Source organism: Stutzerimonas azotifigens, from assembly GCF_013522725.1.
GTDB lineage: Bacteria > Pseudomonadota > Gammaproteobacteria > Pseudomonadales > Pseudomonadaceae > Stutzerimonas > Stutzerimonas azotifigens_A.
Genome location: NZ_JAAMRF010000007.1, coordinates 1 through 17,821 on the forward strand (window position 1 = coordinate 1; position 17,821 = coordinate 17,821).

General features: G+C 54.3%; 11 protein-coding genes. 7 read left to right on the forward strand and 4 right to left on the reverse strand.

Translation table 11 applies throughout. The features are described 5' to 3' along the window. Nucleotides 1-225: 225 nt before the first annotated feature. On the reverse strand, nucleotides 226-567 hold the full coding sequence (locus tag G7026_RS13960) for a hypothetical protein (protein WP_219858439.1): 342 nt from the start codon (nucleotides 565-567) through the stop codon (nucleotides 226-228). Nucleotides 568-774: 207 nt separating this feature from the next. Continuing rightward, nucleotides 775-1,293 (reverse strand): hypothetical protein, encoded by a 519-nt coding sequence (locus G7026_RS13965; RefSeq protein WP_181071531.1) that lies wholly within the window; start codon nucleotides 1,291-1,293, stop codon nucleotides 775-777. A gap of 672 nt (nucleotides 1,294-1,965) precedes the next feature. On the opposite strand from G7026_RS13965, the gene G7026_RS13970 reads away from it, so the two are divergent. Genes G7026_RS13970 through G7026_RS13995 form a run of 6 tightly spaced genes read left to right on the forward strand, consistent with a single transcriptional unit; the run spans nucleotide 1,966 to nucleotide 11,684 of the window. Then, complete coding sequence (locus G7026_RS13970; protein ID WP_003303917.1) at nucleotides 1,966-2,172, forward strand: hypothetical protein; 207 nt, start codon at nucleotides 1,966-1,968, stop codon at nucleotides 2,170-2,172. Further along, on the forward strand, nucleotides 2,172-3,077 hold the full coding sequence (locus G7026_RS13975; RefSeq protein WP_181071532.1) for a DUF4007 family protein: 906 nt from the start codon (nucleotides 2,172-2,174) through the stop codon (nucleotides 3,075-3,077). The genes G7026_RS13970 and G7026_RS13975 overlap by 1 nt, the downstream gene beginning before the upstream one ends. Then, complete coding sequence (locus G7026_RS13980; RefSeq protein WP_181071533.1) at nucleotides 3,070-6,540, forward strand: hypothetical protein; 3,471 nt, start codon at nucleotides 3,070-3,072, stop codon at nucleotides 6,538-6,540. Before G7026_RS13975 ends, G7026_RS13980 begins: the two co-directional genes overlap by 8 nt. Beyond that, nucleotides 6,518-7,345, forward strand: a complete 828-nt coding sequence (locus G7026_RS13985; protein WP_181071534.1) for a phosphoadenosine phosphosulfate reductase family protein — start codon at nucleotides 6,518-6,520, stop codon at nucleotides 7,343-7,345. Before G7026_RS13980 ends, G7026_RS13985 begins: the two co-directional genes overlap by 23 nt. Before the next feature lie 14 nt (nucleotides 7,346-7,359). Then, entirely contained in the window at nucleotides 7,360-9,732 is a 2,373-nt protein-coding gene (locus tag G7026_RS13990; RefSeq protein WP_181071535.1) for a sensor histidine kinase, read from the forward strand. Next, a complete protein-coding gene (locus G7026_RS13995; protein ID WP_181071536.1) occupies nucleotides 9,729-11,684 on the forward strand; it encodes a hypothetical protein in 1,956 nt (651 codons plus the stop codon). Before G7026_RS13990 ends, G7026_RS13995 begins: the two co-directional genes overlap by 4 nt. 296 nt (nucleotides 11,685-11,980) lie before the next feature. Here the strand turns inward: G7026_RS13995 and G7026_RS14000 are convergent, their stop codons facing one another. Together G7026_RS14000 and G7026_RS14005 are read right to left on the reverse strand one after the other, a co-directional pair. Further along, nucleotides 11,981-13,225 carry a ribonucleotide-diphosphate reductase subunit beta gene (locus tag G7026_RS14000; RefSeq protein WP_181071537.1) on the reverse strand — a complete coding sequence of 415 codons (1,245 nt, stop codon included), beginning with the start codon at nucleotides 13,223-13,225 and terminating at the stop codon, nucleotides 11,981-11,983. Nucleotides 13,226-13,523: 298 nt separating this feature from the next. Beyond that, nucleotides 13,524-16,430: a ribonucleoside-diphosphate reductase subunit alpha gene (locus tag G7026_RS14005; RefSeq protein ID WP_181071538.1), complete on the reverse strand. Its 2,907-nt coding sequence runs from the start codon at nucleotides 16,428-16,430 to the stop codon at nucleotides 13,524-13,526. Between the two features lie 659 nt (nucleotides 16,431-17,089). Between G7026_RS14005 and G7026_RS14010 the strand changes: the two genes are divergently transcribed. Further along, entirely contained in the window at nucleotides 17,090-17,818 is a 729-nt protein-coding gene (locus G7026_RS14010; RefSeq protein WP_181071794.1) for a winged helix-turn-helix domain-containing protein, read from the forward strand. Nucleotides 17,819-17,821: the final 3 nt, after the last annotated feature.

Sequence of the window (17,821 nt, forward strand, 5' to 3'; positions counted from 1 at the left end):
TGTTTTACAACCGGCAGCGACGGCATTCATATCTGGCGTACATGACGCCATTCGAATTTGAAAGCCTACACGCTGTCTCTTAGGCCGGTGTCCGTGAAACCGGGGGTAGTTCAATCTGTCCCCTTTTGTCAGTCCCCTTTTGTCAGTCACATAGGGCAGGAGTGAGCGTCAGGCTGTTCGCATAACCACGCGCCCCGGCCGAGCAGCTGGGGCGTTTCATAGTGGTTAGTTGCGGAGCCAGTCTCTCCAACCAGGGTGCTTAAGTACGATCTGGAATGCCCTTTCCACGTATTCAGCTTGTTCTGTAATCATAGGACTCAGCTCAACAACGCAAATGCCCGAATCGGTGTTGATCACCACCGACTCAACCTTCGGGTGGTCGTTACGATGCCAGGCAGAGTCTTCATATTCGTAGCCCACCTGTGGAGGGATGTTGGACTCAATGTTCTTGGCCACGATTTTTGTTACCAGCCCAGCGGCTGGCGAGTGAAAGCTGATGCGTCGAATTAGGGTGAACTGCACGGGAGTACCTCTTCCTGTTGAAATCAATCCTGTCTGTTTAGCCATGATGGCAAGGCCATCAAGTCTTATGGGTGTGATGCAGCGCCATTAGGTCGAGCGTACTGAAGCACTTTCTTTGATTGCAAGAGGGTTTGTGGTGGGGTGCTTGGTAGCGAAGCCCAGCGGGCCAGTCAACGCTTCGTCCCCAGCCACAAGGATCACCGATATGGTGTCGAACTGCTTCTGAGTTGCGTCCCAGGTAGGGGGCAGAACTCAGCCGCCCAGCAGTGCCTGCAGATCTGCATCACTCAAGTCCGTTTCGGACTCGTAGTTGAGCTTTTCCGCCACCATGGCGACGTAGGGCCTGAGCACGGTCTGCCCTTTAGGTGCGAAGGTGCTTTTGCCTGTCCGGTAGTAGGAAGCCCCGCCGAAGGCATCACCTTTGTCAACGATGATCCGCAGCTGCTTGCCGCTGGCCGGATTCACCACGCGCACCAGTCGGTACGCGTTGCGGTGGAATTGGCTCATTGCGAGGATCAGGGTGTCCCCCTGCGCTGGGGGATTCACGGTGAAGTACTCCTTCACCTGGCCCTCCGTGAAGTTCAGGCGCCGCCTGCGCGCGGTTGCCTCCATCTTCGCCCTGTAAGCTTCCTTACAGCTCGGGCACTCTTCAGCCTGCTGGCGGAATTTGGCCGCCGGCACCGGGAAATGGCCCAGCAGCTTGGTCATGGTTGCAGTGAACGGCTTGCTGCAGGTCTGGCAGTTCTTTTCCTGGGTGACACGATCGGACACGAGTTGCTCCTGTGGGGTAAGGGGCCGAGTGTAGCGGGAAGGGCTGGTCGGCTGTAGCAAGAGCAGCGAATGTGCTTCACCAGCTAGGCCTGCTCGAGGGCTGAAGGCGATCAGCAAATGCTGTTGCGACAACTACTGGCAGGAGGCCTGGCTATAAAATGATCAATTATCTATGTCGAGATAATTGCAGATAATTCCCGCGGTCCGTGGCTGGCTTGGCATTGAGCTTGCCAGTAGGCGCGAGTCGCAGCGCCTGCGGACAGCGGCGCTACAGTCAGCGTGCTTTCAACACAGCAGCTATCTGAGGGTTGGCCATCTGCTCAGCGATGAAATGCTGTCCCCAGAAATGACAAAGGCGGCCTCAACGAGACCGCCTCAAACCACGTTTCATCACCGGTATGCATACCCGGGAGAGGAAGCTCTTGGGCAGGCCCCAAGAATAGCACCGATCAAAGCGTCACTGTGAAGGTAATGCCGCCACGCCGAGGTTGGTCACGGCTGCGCATTCTTCCCCCCATCGATGATCCGCCACCAGTGCTCACTATGGGGCTAATCGATTGAACTAACAATGAAAAAGGCATTTTTGTACGCCATTTTTCGCTGCTAAACCTCTCTCAATAAAGTACTCTAAAAGTATTCATAAAGCCTGCAACGAGGCTTGGAGCGCGTGGGATGAAGGTTTTGTTTGATACTCGCAGGATACAAAAGCTTGGGCGCGTTGCGCTCAGCGAGCAGTTGCTTAGAAATGCCGGGTTAGAGGAAGGTGATCAGGTCGACATCTACTTCGACGCCATCACAAAACGTATCATCATCGAGCCAGCTGCTCAGGTTGCAGAGCAGGTTGCTTCACAGAATTTGGCTTCAGGGAGGAAGGCGTGATGTCGAGCCCACAGCGCCGGGATGAGCGTTTTTCAGGTCATGAATCCTTTGTTTGCCGTTATGGCTGGTTACCTAAGCTGCATCAAGCGATTCTCTCCGATCCGCTAGCACTCAAAGATGAGGCTCAGGCAACGATCACCTTGGGTATCGGCCGTAATATGGTTAAGTCGATACAGTTCTGGGGCGAGGCCTTTGGTGTCGTAGAGGGGCGTAAAGACGGCGGATTGCAGCCTGGTCCACTCGGTCGACTGGTGCTCTCGAACGATGGCTGGGATCCCTACCTAGAGCAGCCGGAGTCTCTTTGGCTGTTCCATTGGTGGATCGCCACTCATGCCGAAGTCGCTGTTTGGAATCTAGTGTTTGGAAGCGCCAACTACTCGCGCTTTGATCGCAAGAACCTGATTTCGGGCTTGGGTGATCGGGCCGACAAAAGCGGCAAGAAACTCGCAGCCTCTACGCTTGAGCAGCATGTCAGTATTTTCCTTCACTCCTACAAGCGAGAGGATTCTGCTTCTGATGACACCTCGTGGTGTCCGCTGCAGGATCTTGGCTTGTTTGAGTACGTCACTGCCGATGACGGCAGAACCATTTACCTCGTAGGCCGAAATGCTCCGTTGGGGCTGTCTTCCCGCGTGTTCCTATTTGCACTTATTGACTATTTTGCCCGCCAAAATTCGACGACGCTTGGCCTCAGCCAAATCGTGCACGGGGACTTCAGCCCGGGCAGCGTGTTTCGCCTGGACGAGTTTCAGGTGAAAAGCCTACTCGAAGGTATAGAGCATGAGTTCGGCGGGGTTATCCGCTTTGTAGACACTGCTGACACCCAGCAAGTGATCCTGGAGCACGCCCAGCTACCTGACTGGGCTGAGTGCTTGTCGGCAGCAGGAGAAGAATTGAATGTCTGAACGTCTGATTGATCACATCGAGCTGGACTCCAAATTCCTACGCTCTATATCCATGAGTCGAGACTTGCGCTCTCCTGACTCGCTGGATAGCTATCTGATTACACCCGCCGTTCTAGCCGTGCTACGTCAGGTAGGCGGCGCACTCAAAGCTGGAAGCGCACAGCGCGCGTGGAAAATCATTGGCCCTTACGGTAGTGGTAAGTCGGCTCTTGGATTGCTATTTGCTCGCCTACTGGAAGGCAAAGACAGCTCACGCGGGATTTTCAAGCAACTCATCGACTTGTCACCCGAGATCGCAGCGCTTTTCCCTCAAGAGCAAAACCGGTTTGCTTTGGCCATCAGTGGGTCGCGTTTCTCTCTTGGCGAAGCCTTGGCCCAATCTGTACTCGAAGCTCTTGAGTATCTTCCGAAGAGTCGTTCAGCCACCGAGATAAAGCGGCAGCTGGATATTAAGACGCAGACTTACCGCGATTTGCCCCTAAACGCGGCCCTCAACAGCCTCTTAAATGATTTCGTGGCGGTGACTAAGTCGGCTGGGCATTGCGGTGTGTTACTGCTCATCGACGAACTCGGTAAATTTATCGAGCATGCTGCTCTAAACCCTGAGGCCGGTGATTTGATGTCGCTTCAGCAAATTGCTGAGGCCGCCTCACACCCAACCGATGATGGTTTGCTCGTGCTCACCATGCTGCATCAGCACTTCGACTCATATGCCAAAGGGGTGGGTAGGACCCTGCCAGATGAGTGGCACAAGGTTTCTGCTCGCTTTGATGATGTGCCTTTTGATGAGCCAGTGGAGCGCTACGCGCATTTCGCATTGCATGCGTTAGGGGCAAAGCCTGCCATCACTGAGTCAGCGCCAATTCAGCAGGAGGCTCGCCGCCTCTATCAGCAAAGTACTGAGCACAAATTCTTTCGTAATACTGCTGAAAGTGAATTGTTCTCACGAGCGGAATTTCTTTACCCGCTGCACCCTGCAGCTTTGGCTTCGCTAGCCGTTATCTCCAAGCGCTTTGGTCAGAGCGAGCGCTCTTTCCACGCGTTTATGCGCGGTCATGAGTCCGCCGCATTGCGTGACTACGCAGACCAAACAGAAGTCAGTTCCACTGCGTGGTATGGGCTGACTGAGCTTTTTAACTATCTCACTACAGGCATTGGCCTGCGTTTCCGTGATCTTGAAGCAGAGCGCCGTTGGGATTTTGCTCGCTCAGTCATTGAGCGTAGTGATGCTGAGTTGAGTGCGCTGCAGCTTGATTTGCTCAAGTCGATTGCGGTGATCGAGCTGGTTGCACCTGTTCTCCATGTGCGTGCTTCGGTTGATTTGCTCAGCTTCACACTGAGGCAGACAGCTGAAGGGGATATTCAGCAAATCGCTGGCGCTCTGAAGGAGCTGGACGACAAGCAGATTCTGGTGAGCCGACATGCCAGCCAGGACTATGTTTTCGCGGTAAGTCAGGCTGTCAACGTTGAGGCGCTTTACCAGGAAACGAAGCGGCGCTCAGCTGATGAGTTGATGTTTAACGGCATTTCTCAAGCGCTGGCTGAGCGGAGCGTCATTGCGAGCCGTCATTATCAGCAGACCGGCACACTGCGTTCCGTCCGGGTGATCGCTGGCACCCCGGAAAAGATCAAACAAAGCATCGGCAATTTTGCGCAGCATGATGGCGGGATTGGGCTGGTTTTCGTTGATGGATCCGTTCCTGAGCAGGTGGATGCCGCCAAGGCTGTAGCTGCGTCGACTAAGGATGTTTTGACGCTTACTGCAATCGTGAAGGTCGGGCCTGTCGAGCGCGACGCTTTGGTTGAGTATTCCCGTTGGGTAATGGTGCACGATGAAGTTAAGAGTCGCTTCCTCGATCCGTGGACCGAGCGTCATGTTGAGTCTCAGCTCAGCAAGGCACGTGATCAGGTGTCTCGTCTTGTAATTGCGCTTCTGAACCGCCAGGCAAGAGGTGCTACGGACCTCAAATATTGGCACCGCGGTAAAGAGGTTCAGAACAGCGAGATGATGAACCTGAGTCAGGCCGCTTCATGGCTGTTTGACACCGTCTACAAGGCCGCACCAGTTATTCATAACGAGCTTATCAACAAAGAAAAGCCGTCCTCAGCGATCAACGCAGCACGGCAACGCTTGTTTGATTTGATCGATAAGAATGTCGGCGAGGAGCTACTGGGTATCTCAGAGTTTCCTCCGGAAAGGCTGCTTTACAGCACCTTGTTGCAATCTACAGGCTTACATAAGAAAGGGGCCTCGGGGCGCTGGGAGTTGAGCGCTCCTGATAGCAACTCGCCTGCCGGTATCCGTAAGGTTTGGGCTGAGCTCGATCAACTGCTAATGACCGACGGGAAAGTTACTTTTGCGGAGGTGATCAATAAGTTGGCGCAGCCACCGTTGGGGGTGCGTGGTGGTCCTGCAACAGTATGGTGTGTGACCTATCTGCTGTTGAACAAAGAGTCTTGTGCGATTTTTGAACGTGGCAGCCTCATGCTGGAGCTGACTTCAGACCACATGCAGCGCATGCTCCGCAGCCCTCAGACCTTTAGCTTCCGCCGTTTCGATACGTTCAAAGAGCGACAGGCGTTGATCAACGAGTACGCCACGGCTTTGACCTCCGTTGGCGTACAGGTTGGGCTAAATGCCTCTTACCTGGATGTGGCTAAGGCGCTGATCCTCTGGTACAACCGTTTGCCCCAATATGCGCAAGAAACCTTGCGCTTATCGACTTACGCTAAAGCATTGCGTGATGTGATTAAGCGTGCGACGGATCCAGTCGAGATGTTGGCGACTGACATTCCAAGAGTTCTGACCGGGGTGAAAGGCAAAGAGGGCTTAGGTTTTGCCGAGGTTCTTAAAGAAAGCCTCACAGAGCTGGGTATCGCGTATAGACGTTTGCAAGATGACGTCAGCCTGTCCATGGCACAAGCGTTCGAGATTACCGGTCCTCTGAAGGCGCTACGGTCTCAGCTACAAGAAGAGTGTGCCGACACGGCTAGCTCGTTAGCTGAGGCAGATTTGAAAGCCTTCATCATGCGATGCGCGGACATCACGCTTACCGATGACAAGTGGATGGATTCGATTGCAAGTGTCGTGATACACCGCCCCTTGGATATTTGGAAGGACGATGACGCGCCTAGGTTTGCCGAGGCTGTTCTAGAGCTTTGTGGGCGTTACAAACGCTGGCTGCGCGTGGCAATGCGCAAAGGCGACTTTGAGCGCCAGGCTCAACGGTTCTTAGGCGTTACCTTGACTCTGCCAAGCGGCGAGGAAGCCGCAATGTTGCTTAGCTCAGATCAAGAGACTAAAGACCGAGCTAATAGCTTGTTGGAGACGCTCACAGAACAAGTGGGCGGTGACGTGAGTATGGCTGCGTCAGCCTTGGCTCAAGCCCTGCTGCAACTGCAGCAGGGTTCAACTGAACACCAAGAGAAAGGGCTGAGCAATGAGCAACGAACCACAGGTTAGACATATCCTCAGCCTCTCCGGTGGCAAAGACAGTGCTGCATTGGCGATCTACATGCGAGATCGTGTGCCAGAGATGGAGTACATCTTCAGCGATACCGGTAAAGAGCTGCCCGAAACCTACGACTATTTGCAGCGACTTGAGAATTACTTAGGTAAGCCGTTGCATCGGTTGAACGCAGACCTTGGTTTCGACCACTGGTATGACATGTATGGAGGGATGATTCCCTCCAATCATCGTCGCTGGTGCACAAAAATGCTCAAGCTCAAGCCGTTTGAGGACTTCTGTGGTGACCAGCCGATCATCAACTATGTAGGCCTACGTGCGGACGAAAATCGCACGGGGTACATCAGCCACAAAACGAATATCGAAGCAGTCTATCCCTTCCAAGAGGATGGGTTAATCCTGCGCGACATCGAGGAAATTCTGCGTGTCTCGGGTGTGGGGATGCCTCCCTACACTAAGTGGGGGCGAACCCGTTCCGGCTGCTATTTCTGCTTTTATCAGCAAAAAATCGAATGGGTGAAGCTGAAGGAAACCCATCCCGACTTATACGAGAAGGCCAAAGAGTATGAAGTTCCGTTTGAGAAAACAGGGAATTTCTTTACTTGGAGTCAGGGCGAAAGTCTTGCCGAGTTGGAGCGGCCAGAGCGTATGGCTCAAATTAAGCGCGACCATGCGTTGCGTGTGGAGCGCATGGCACAACGTAAAGATAACTCGACATTGATTGCTGTTTTCTCAGAGCTCGATTCGACTGAAACTCCGGAAGAAGACGATGATCAGGGATGCCTAGTCTGTTCTCTATAAAAGGATTTTAATATATGTCATTTGAGATTACTGCAAGAACTATTCTGCATCTAGGGGCGGATTTAATATCTTCGGATGCTGTTGCCTTATACGAGCTTATAAAAAACTCGATAGATGCGAAGTCTACTACTGGCGTCGACGTCGTCTTTGAAATTGTGATTCGATCCTCTGACGTATCTAGCGTGCTGGATATGATCGAGAGTCTTGACGGAGTTACGCTTTCGCAGCTAAAAAGCGAAATAGCTAATCGTGTATTGGCTAATGCTCCGGAAGAGCTTAAATCCCGGTTTCTATCTGAAGTACAGAGCAGTAAGTCTATTGAAGACTTTAAACAGAAAGTAACTGAAGCTTACAGATGGTGTAATCGGATTGTTGTTTCAGACTCCGGGCATGGGATGTCTCGTGACGACCTCCAAGACGTATTTCTAACCATTGGGACTACGAGCCGAGCAAAGGCAGTCAGTCAGTCTTTGGCTGATGGTGATGATAAGTCGCCTTACCTTGGCGAAAAGGGTGTTGGTCGTCTTTCTGCGATGCGCTTGGGCCGGCACCTGCGCGTTGAAACCGCAACTGTGGATGATGATAAAGTCAATGTGTTGGTAATCGACTGGCGTGAATTCGAGCGCGCATATGATAAGCCGGCGAGCAGCGTAAAAATAAAGCCTGAGTATGGTGATCGTAAAGAACTTGGAGTTTCGTTTACCAGAGTAATAATTTCGGATATTTCTGCAGTCTGGACGTCTGAACGGCTAATGAATATAGCCAAATCCCAAATTTCTCGAATGATGGATCCTTTCTCTTGGGCTGAGAAACGCCGCTTTCAGGTTAGGCTTGAGTTCAATGGTGTTGCGGTTGATCAAGTAAAGGTTGTTGCCAAAGGCCTACTGGAAAATGCTCATGGTAAGTGCTATGGGCGATATGAGGTGATTTCTGGTCAGCCGAGGTTAATAGTTAACCTTGAGTCCAGTTTGTATGATGGCCCAAAGACCGAACATGTTTTTGACTTAAGCGATCTGTATTCGCAGTCGGGTCTAAAGCAGAGTGGGCAGCCACATTCGACACTCAAAACACTAGGCCCCTTCACGTTTGAGTTTTACTGGTTCAATCGGCAGAGACTAAAGGCGATGGAGGGGGTAGGTGATCGTGAAGCTGTAAGGTCTTTGATCAAGGCATGGACCGGCATCTGTCTTTTCCGCGATGGATACCGGGTATTGCCATACGGTGATGCGGGTGACGATTGGCTTGGTTTGGATCGCGAAGCACTTGCTGCAAGTGGGTATAAGTTAAACACTAAGCAACTAATTGGGCGTGTCAATATAACAAGGAATAACAATCCTAAGTTGTTGGATCAAACCAACAGGCAGGGATTAAAGGATTGTCCAGAAAGCGAGGTGTTGGTTCAGCTTTTGAATGTGGTGGTGTCTAGATGGTGGCACGATTATCTTAATGACGCCGGTAAGGTCCAAAAGCGACAAGCTGAATTGACATTTGACTCGCTGAAGGAAAGCTCTGCCGTAGATACGTTGGAGCAAAGAACAAAAGCAAGTTTGAAAGCTATTAGAAAAGATTTTAACGGTGATGCAAGACTGTTGGAAGAAGTGAAAGATGCCTTTCTTGAGGTCAAAGATGCTCATGCACGGGCCGTCCTACGGATTAGCACCATTGAAGAAGAGAAGGAGCGGCTGACCCAGTTGGCAGGTGTTGGCTTGATGGTTGAAGTAATCGCTCATGAGTTAACTCGGGCGACAGAGTTGACGCAGGTAACCTTGAAATCGATCGGCAAGAAAAGTATTGATGGAGAGACTGCTGCAGCATTCAAAGTTCTTGCTCAACAGATAAAGGTTATTCAAAAAAGACTCCATACCCTAGAGCCTCTTTCAGTGAGCGCAAGACAGCGACGAAGCAATATCAATATATATGACGTGTTGACTTATGTTCTGGATGCTCACGCTGCTCAATTTGATCGGCATCGTATAACTCATGCCATTACTTCTAAGTCAAAAGTTGTAAATGCATTTATTGTTGAGGGGCATGTAGTACAAATTTTAGAAAATTTAATTAATAACTCTATCTATTGGATTGATGTTTTTAGATGCGAGCACGCTAATTTTGAGGGGAAGATTGTTATAGAGGTTTTAGAGTCTCCTCTCAGGATTCAGTATTCTGATAACGGGCCGGGCATTCCTGTAGGGCGTCAGGAATCTGTATTTGAACCATTCTATTCGACGAAAAATACTTCTGCTGCACGACGTCAAGGGCTAGGTTTATATATTGCAAGGCAAAACGCGGAGATGCTTGGAGGGGGGCTCTGTTTAGTTGACGAAGGGCGCTATCGAAGTGGTCGTTTTAATACATTTGAATTGGAATTGAAGGAGTCAATGGAATGAGTTTGTCGGAGCTTTTTGCAAGCGTCGGAGTAAAGACCGCACATTTTATTGATGACGCTTTTGATTTGGTTCCGACTAAAGGGCTATCTCAAGAGGACGTACAGCATTTTATCGACAGAATTGATCTGGCAGCCCTCGAGCGAATTGGTGAAATTACTGGTATTGCGGATATCACTGACGCTGATGCAATAGAAGCGTTGCAGGCGCTAGAGCATACGCACTCAGTCTTCAACGCACGAGCGGAATTTGGTGCGGCCGGAGAGGCGTTGTTTTCTGATTTTTTCTCAGACCGCAGCGGTAAAAAATCGGACCTCGAAACTTTGATAGCGTTTTTGAAGAAAGTTGGTGTGGAGTCTGAGCGTTTTGGTGTTGATAGTTATCATGATTGCAAGTCTGAACCGCAGTTGGTTTTTATTGATTTGCGACTGCGTGAAAATGGTGATCCTATAACGACAGCTGATGCTGTTGAAGTATATAAAAAAACCCGGGAAATGTACCCGGAATGTAAACCGTTTGTTTTTTTAATGTCGACTTTGACAACGCCGCTTAAGAATGTCAGGGAGAGTTTTTTTCTGGAGGCGCAGATATTTGCTTCCCAGTTTGAGGCGATATCAAAGCATCATTTTCGTGATGAAGAAGAAATGCAGGCGGTCTTTACCAATTACATCCGGTTTATGCCAGAGCTTCATCGCTTGTATGAAAGGATTGGGTTTATTGAAAGTGCGATAAGTAAAGCTGCAGTGAATGTGGGAAATACTTTGAGAAGTTTGGATTTGCCCGACTACTTTGTCCTCCATCATAATACTGCTGCAATAGAAAAGGTTGGGCTGGGTACTTATATATCTGATCTGTTGCTGGAATACCTAGTCAATGAGGTTGAGTCGTCTCCAGAGCTCTGGAATCTTGCCGCTGAACTTGATAGTTGGAAACTGCAGAAATTACCTCGTTCTCGTTTTGGTCTGACCTATGCGGCTGGCAAAATTTACTCTGGGAATATGCTGCATTCAAATTTTCGTTTGGAAAGTGAAGCTTCCAGAGGGCTTGGGCCGAAGGATGGCTATTTTTACCTAGGAGATGTTTTCTTTTTGAAAAATGAATACATCTCAGGGAACCCTAAGAAAGCCTATGTAATTGCAACGCCTGCATGTGATTTGGTACGTCCTGAGAAACTAAGAGAAAGGACTATTTTTGTTTGTGAAGGACGTGTCAAGAAGGTCACTCTTGCGACCACACCGTCTGGCGATGGAGGCATACCGACAACTATTATCAGCAGTCCCAAGGAGAAGCTGAAACAGTTTTCAATCGATTGGAACAAGAAGCGGCTTCATACGTGGCATGTTGAAGAAATGTCCGCATTTGAAAGAAATGAGTCTGATTACGTTCGTGTCGGAAGGTTGCGTCCGCTCTATGCGATTCAACTCCAGCATGCGATTACAGCTGATCTTAGTCGCATTGGTGTGCAGCGTGCGCCAAATATGCTTCAACCCATGGGTATTGGTGTTTTTGTGTCAAATGGCACCAAATGGGTGGCTGTAGACTCTGATGACGTGAATGAGCCGTGTGCTGCGGCGGTTGCAGACGCAGAGGATGGCAAGCAAGCTTTGTACATCATATCTGACGCTACAGTCCGGCGTATTCGTAAAAAGATAAAAGCGTGGCTGGATCGAAATGCAACATTGCCGTCCTATGTAACTCTTAAAAAAATAGTCGACTCTGAAGCTTTTGAAGAGAGGCTGATGTATATGATCCATGCACGGGCAGAAGGTGTTGCACCAGAAGATGATATCGTAAGGCCGATGGAGGGTGTGGACGGTATCAGCGAAGATGAGTGTTCGAAGATAGTTCTTGTACGACCAAACTCTACCACCGCATACGCGAAGGTAAATGGAGGGCGAGATATAAGTACCGAACAGGAAGCGTTTTTAGTAATTTCCCTATTTAAGGGTAAATAGCAGTTTTTGCGGTCAACTGAGCTATTTTGAATAGCTAGACTCTTTCGCTCATTTGGCTGGAGCTTGAGAGTCTCGGCCAGTACTGCTCGTGTAGCTTTTATAGCTATCTAATCAATGAACATTGAGCTCTGCTGAATTTTTAAAAAACCACATATAAAGAAGGCCGCATAAGCGGCCTTCTTTTTTTGCATCGTTTTCTAAGATTGTGCGTCGTTCGGCGTGTAATCTTATGTGTCGTTCAATATAAGCTTATGTGTCGTTTGTGGAAGCTTATGTGTCGTCCGATGGGATGGCACTCAATCCCAGCTCAACGCCCCACCTGTCTGGTACTCGATGACCCGCGTCTCGAAGAAGTTCTTCTCCTTCTTCAAATCCATGATTTCGCTCATCCACGGGAACGGGTTGGTCGTACCCGGATACTCTTCCTTCAGCCCGATCTGCGTCAGGCGGCGGTTGGCGATGAATTTGAGGTAATCCTCCATCATCGCGGCGTTCATGCCGAGGACGCCGCGGGGCATGGTGTCGCGGGCGTATTCGATTTCCAGCTGCGTGCCCTGGAGGATCATCTGGGTCGCTTCGTCCTTCATGGCGGCGTCCCACAGGTGCGGGTTTTCGATCTTGATCTGGTTGATCACGTCGATGCCGAAGTTCAGGTGCATGGACTCGTCGCGCAGGATGTACTGGAACTGCTCGGCGGTGCCGGTCATCTTGTTGCGGCGGCCCATGGAGAGGATCTGGGTGAAGCCGCAGTAGAAGAAGATGCCTTCGAGCACGCAGTAGTAGGCGATGAGGTTGCGCAGGAACTCTTTGTCGGTCTCGACGGTGCCGGTGGTGAAGGTCGGGTCGGAGATGGAGCGGGTGTATTTGAGGCCCCAGGAGGCCTTCTTCGCGACGCTCGGGATCTCGTGGTACATGTTGAAGATCTCGCCTTCATCCATGCCCAGCGACTCGATGCAGTACTGGTAGGCGTGGGTATGGATCGCCTCTTCGAAGGCCTGGCGCAGGATGTACTGGCGGCACTCGGGGTTGGTGATCAGGCGGTACACGGCCAGCACGAGGTTGTTGGCGACCAGGCTGTCGGCGGTGGAGAAGAAGCCGAGGTTGCGCTTGACGATGCGGCGCTCGTCTTCGGAGAGGCCGTCCTTGCTCTTCCACAGGGCAATGTCGGCGTTCATGTTCACTTCCTGCGGCATCCAGTGGTTGGCGCAACCATCCAGATACTTCTGCCAGGCCCAGTCGTACTTGAAGGGAACGAGCTGGTTGAGGTCGGCGCGGGCGTTGATCATCTGCTTGTCGCCGACGTGAACGCGGGCGGATTCGCCTTCGAGTTCGTCCAGGCCTTCCTGGATGTCGAGGTCGTCGAGGGCTTTCTTGGCGCGGGCGACGGCGTCGGAGTCGTCGACGGCGACGGCGCGGGCTTCTTCGACCGAGCCTGCGGCTTCGTTATCGAGACGCGCGCTGCCATCGGCAACGGTTGGTTGCGGCGCGGTGGCCTGGGTGGTGCCTTCTTCGGGTTTGTCGAATTCGTCCCAGCTCAGCATGTGCGATTGCTCCTGATTGGGGACCGGTCATGGCCGGTCGGATATGTTTGGGTGGCTTCTGGTTTGCACGCAAAAGCGCGGAATTTGTAGGTCGCTGTCGACCATGAGTGGACCGCATCGGTGGATGCGAAAAGCGGCATCCACTCTACGAATCAGGCCACTCGGTGTAAGGGCGAAGCTGGGCGAGTGAGCGCAAGGCGCCTGTCGAGTCGGAACCCCTGAGCGTACAGCTGTACGTGATGGGTCCGGCTCGGCAGGCAACGCAGCGATCGCCGCCCAGATGCGTCCGCCTCCTTTATTACTGGCAGGCTTCGCAGTCGGGGTTGTCGATACTGCACGCCAGCGGCACCGGTGCCGGCTTCGGCTCTGCTGCCGGGGCGGCGGCTGGAGCTGGAGCGGCGCTGAGGCCGTCGTTGCCACCACTGGACACGGCGTTGAGCTTGCCGGTGTTGATGGTGGACTTCTCGGTGCTGGTCGCGGCCAGGGCACGGAGGTAGTAGGTGGTCTTCAGACCACGGTACCAGGCCATGCGGTAGGTCACGTCGAGCTTCTTGCCCGAGGCACCGGCGATGTACAGGTTGAGCGACTGCGCCTGGTCGATCCACTTCTGGCGACGGCTGGCAGCATCGACGATCCACTTGGTCTCGACTTCGAACGCGGTGGCGTAGAGGTCCTTGAGGTCCTGCGGGATGCGCTCGATCTGCTGCACGGAGCCGTCGTAGTACTTGAGGTCGTTGACCATGACCGGGTCCCACAGGCCGCGCGCCTTGAGGTCGCGCACCAGGTAGGGGTTGATCACGGTGAATTCGCCCGAGAGGTTCGACTTCACGTAGAGGTTCTGGTAGGTCGGCTCGATGGACTGCGACACGCCGGTGATGTTGGCGATGGTCGCGGTCGGTGCGATGGCCATGATGTTCGAGTTGCGAATGCCTTTCTTCACGCGCTCGCGCACCGGGGCCCAGTCCAGGGACTCGGCGAGGTCGACGTCGATGTACTTCTGGCCGCGCTGCTCGATGAGGATCTGCTGCGAATCGAGCGGCAGGATGCCCTGGCTCCAGAGCGAGCCCTGGAAGGTCTGGTACGCGCCGCGCTCGTCGGCCAGGTCACAGGAGGCCTGGATGGCGTAGTAGCTGATCGCTTCCATGGACTTGTCGGCGAAATCGACCGCGGCGTCCGAACCGTAGGGGATGTGCTGCAGGTACAGCGCGTCCTGGAAGCCCATCAGGCCCAGGCCCACCGGGCGGTGCTTGAAGTTGGAGTTCTGCGCCTGCGGGACCGAGTAGTAGTTGATGTCGATGACGTTATCGAGCATGCGTACCGCGGTCTTGACGGTCTTCTCCAGCTTGGCGAGGTCCAGCTTGCCGTCGACGATGTGGTTCGGCAGGTTGACCGAGCCCAGGTTGCAGACGGCGATCTCGTCCTTGTTGGTGTTCAGGGTAATCTCGGTGCAGAGGTTGGAGCTGTGCACCACGCCCACGTGCTGCTGCGGGCTGCGCAGGTTGCATGGGTCCTTGAAGGTCAGCCACGGGTGGCCGGTCTCGAACAGCATCGAGAGCATCTTGCGCCACAGGTCTTTGGCGGGGATGGTCTTGAACAGCTTGATCTTGCCGTACTTGGTCAGCTCTTCGTAGTACTCGTAGCGCTCTTCGAAGGCTCGGCCGGTCAGGTCGTGCAGGTCCGGTACGTCGGACGGGGAGAAGAGGGTCCACTGGCCATCGTCGAACACGCGCTTCATGAACAGGTCGGGAATCCAGTTCGCGGTGTTCATGTCGTGGGTACGGCGACGGTCGTCACCGGTGTTCTTGCGCAGCTCGATGAACTCTTCGATGTCCATGTGCCAGGTTTCGAGGTACGCGCAGACCGCGCCCTTGCGCTTGCCACCCTGGTTGACCGCAACGGCGGTGTCGTTGACCACCTTGAGGAAGGGCACGACGCCCTGGCTCTTGCCGTTGGTGCCCTTGATGTAGGCGCCCAATGCGCGCACCGGGGTCCAGTCGTTGCCCAGGCCGCCTGCGAATTTGGACAGCAGGGCGTTATCGCGGATGGCGTCGTAGATGCCGCCCAGGTCGTCCGGGACGGTGGTCAGGTAGCACGAGGACAGCTGCGGACGCAGGGTGCCGGCGTTGAACAGGGTCGGCGTCGAGCTCATGTAGTCGAAGGACGACAACAGGTTGTAGAACTCGATGGCGCGCGCTTCCTTGTCCTTCTCTTCGATGGCCAGGCCCATGGCCACGCGCATGAAGAAGATCTGCGGCAGTTCGAAGCGGGTGCCGTCCTTATGGATGAAGTAGCGGTCGTACAGGGTCTGCAGGCCCAGGTAGGTGAACTGCTGGTCGCGCTCGTGCTCGATCGCGGCGCCCAGGCGGGCCAGGTCGTAGCTCTGGAGGTTCGGGGCCAGCAGCTCGAATTCGACGCCTTTCTCGACGTAGGCGGGCAGGGCCTTGGCGTACAGCTCGGCCATTTCGTGGTGGGTGGCGCTTTCGGCCACACCGAGGAAGCCCAGGGCTTCGGCGCGCAGGGTGTCCATCAGCAGGCGAGCGGTCACCTGGCTGTAGTTCGGCTCCCGCTCGACGAGGGTACGGGCGGTCATCACCAGGGCGGTGTTGACGTCCTTCTCGGCGACGCCGTCGTAGAGGTTCTTCAGGGTTTCACGCTCGATCAGCGCGCCGTCGACTTCGGCCAGGCCTTCGCAGGCTTCGGCGATGATGGTCTGCAGGCGGCCCATGTCCAGCGGGCTGAGGCTGCCATCGGCCTTGGTGACGCGGATGGTCGGGTGCGGCTGGGCCGGCATGTCGACGTTTTCGCGCTTGCGCTCCTGGGAGCGGGCTTCGCGGTAGATGACGTAGTCGCGTGCGACTTTCTGCTCGCCGGAGCGCATCAGGGCCAGCTCGACCTGGTCCTGGATTTCTTCGATGTGGATGGTGCCGCCCGAAGGCATGCGGCGCTTGAAGGTAGCGGTGACCTGCTCGGTCAGGCGCTGCACGGTGTCGTGGATGCGCGAGGAGGCGGCGGCGTTACCGCCTTCCACTGCGAGGAACGCCTTGGTGATGGCTACGGTGATCTTGTCGTCGGTGTAGGGAACGACGGTGCCGTTGCGCTTGATCACGCGCAGCTGGCCCGGCGCGGTGGCTGCCAGATCCTGGGTGGTATCGGCGGCCTTCGGCGCGCTGGCCTGCGGGTTCTCGCGAGTGGTCTCGGTCTGCATTAGGGTCTCCACTGTTTCTAATTTATCGACACTTCGGTGTCGCCTGGTCCATCGCGGCGTACCACTCGGGACGCCGCCCCTTTGATCACAGGCAAGCACGCTGCGAAGTGCCTTCCTGGCTTTCAAATCCGCTTGTGCTTTGCACGTGACAACCACAACCCCTTGTGTTGCGCCCCGGTGTGGAGCACAGCTGCAACCGGATGGGCCGGGCGATAGCCGCGCGGCCCGCGGTCGTGCTTAACGGCCGCTGGGGTGTCGTACAACGTTGCACTTACTATGCCGAAAAACCTTTTAAAAGGACTTTTCTTTGACAACCAATTTGTGCTTGTGATTCGTGCCAAAACCCAACATGTAGGTGTATTTGGCGATGGGCATACAAGATAGTGTTTGGATGGGTGTCTGGCAAGCGCCGAAACGCTGTGGATAACCTGTGGGTTTCCGTGGGGTAAAGTGCTGCAGGCGGCGTCGATCCTAAGCCCGCGCCATGACTGTTCTACTATCGTCGCAGGAGAGGCCGCCCTGGTTTTTTTTCAGTCTGAGACGACCACTACATCTTGTGTTTCATGGCGCTTCGTGGTGGCGCTATCGCAAGCGCCTGCCGTTGCTACAATGCCGACCGCCTGGCGCAGCGGCTGCGCCTTCCTTTGCGGAGATAGATGGTGGAGCACGAAGCCTGGCAAATCCTCATCGTCGAGGACGATCAGCGTCTGGCGCAGCTGACCCGCGAATACCTGGAGCTCAACGGCTTGCGTGTGGCCATCGAGGCCGATGGCGCCAGAGCTGCCGAACGCATCCTGGCCGAGCGGCCGGATCTGGTGGTGCTCGACCTGATGCTGCCGGGCGCCGACGGCCATAGCATCTGCCAGCAGGTGCGCCCTGGCTACGACGGTCCGATCCTGATCCTTACTGCCCGCGATGACGACCTCGACGAGGTCATCGGCCTTGAAAACGGCGCCGATGATTATGTCTGCAAGCCGGTCAGGCCGCGCGTCCTGCTGGCGCGTATCCGTGCGCTACTGCGCCGTCGCGAGGCGCCGGACAACACGGTGGGCGCGGCGGCCGATCCCCGGCGGCTGCAGTACGGTCCGCTGGTGGTCGACAGCGTGCTGCGCGAGGCCTGGCTGCGCGGGCAGGGCATCGAGCTGACGGGCGCGGAGTTCGACCTGCTCTGGCTGTTGGTGTCCAACCCGGGTCGCACGTTGTCGCGTGAAGAGATCTTCGTCCAGCTGCGTGGCATCGAATACGACGGCCAGGACCGCTCCATCGACGTGCGCATCTCGCGCATCCGGCCGAAGATCGGCGACGACCCGGAGCACCCTCGGTTGATCAAGACGCTGCGCGGCAAGGGCTATCTCTTCGTCGCCGAAGCGGCCGAGGCGCTGGTGTGATGC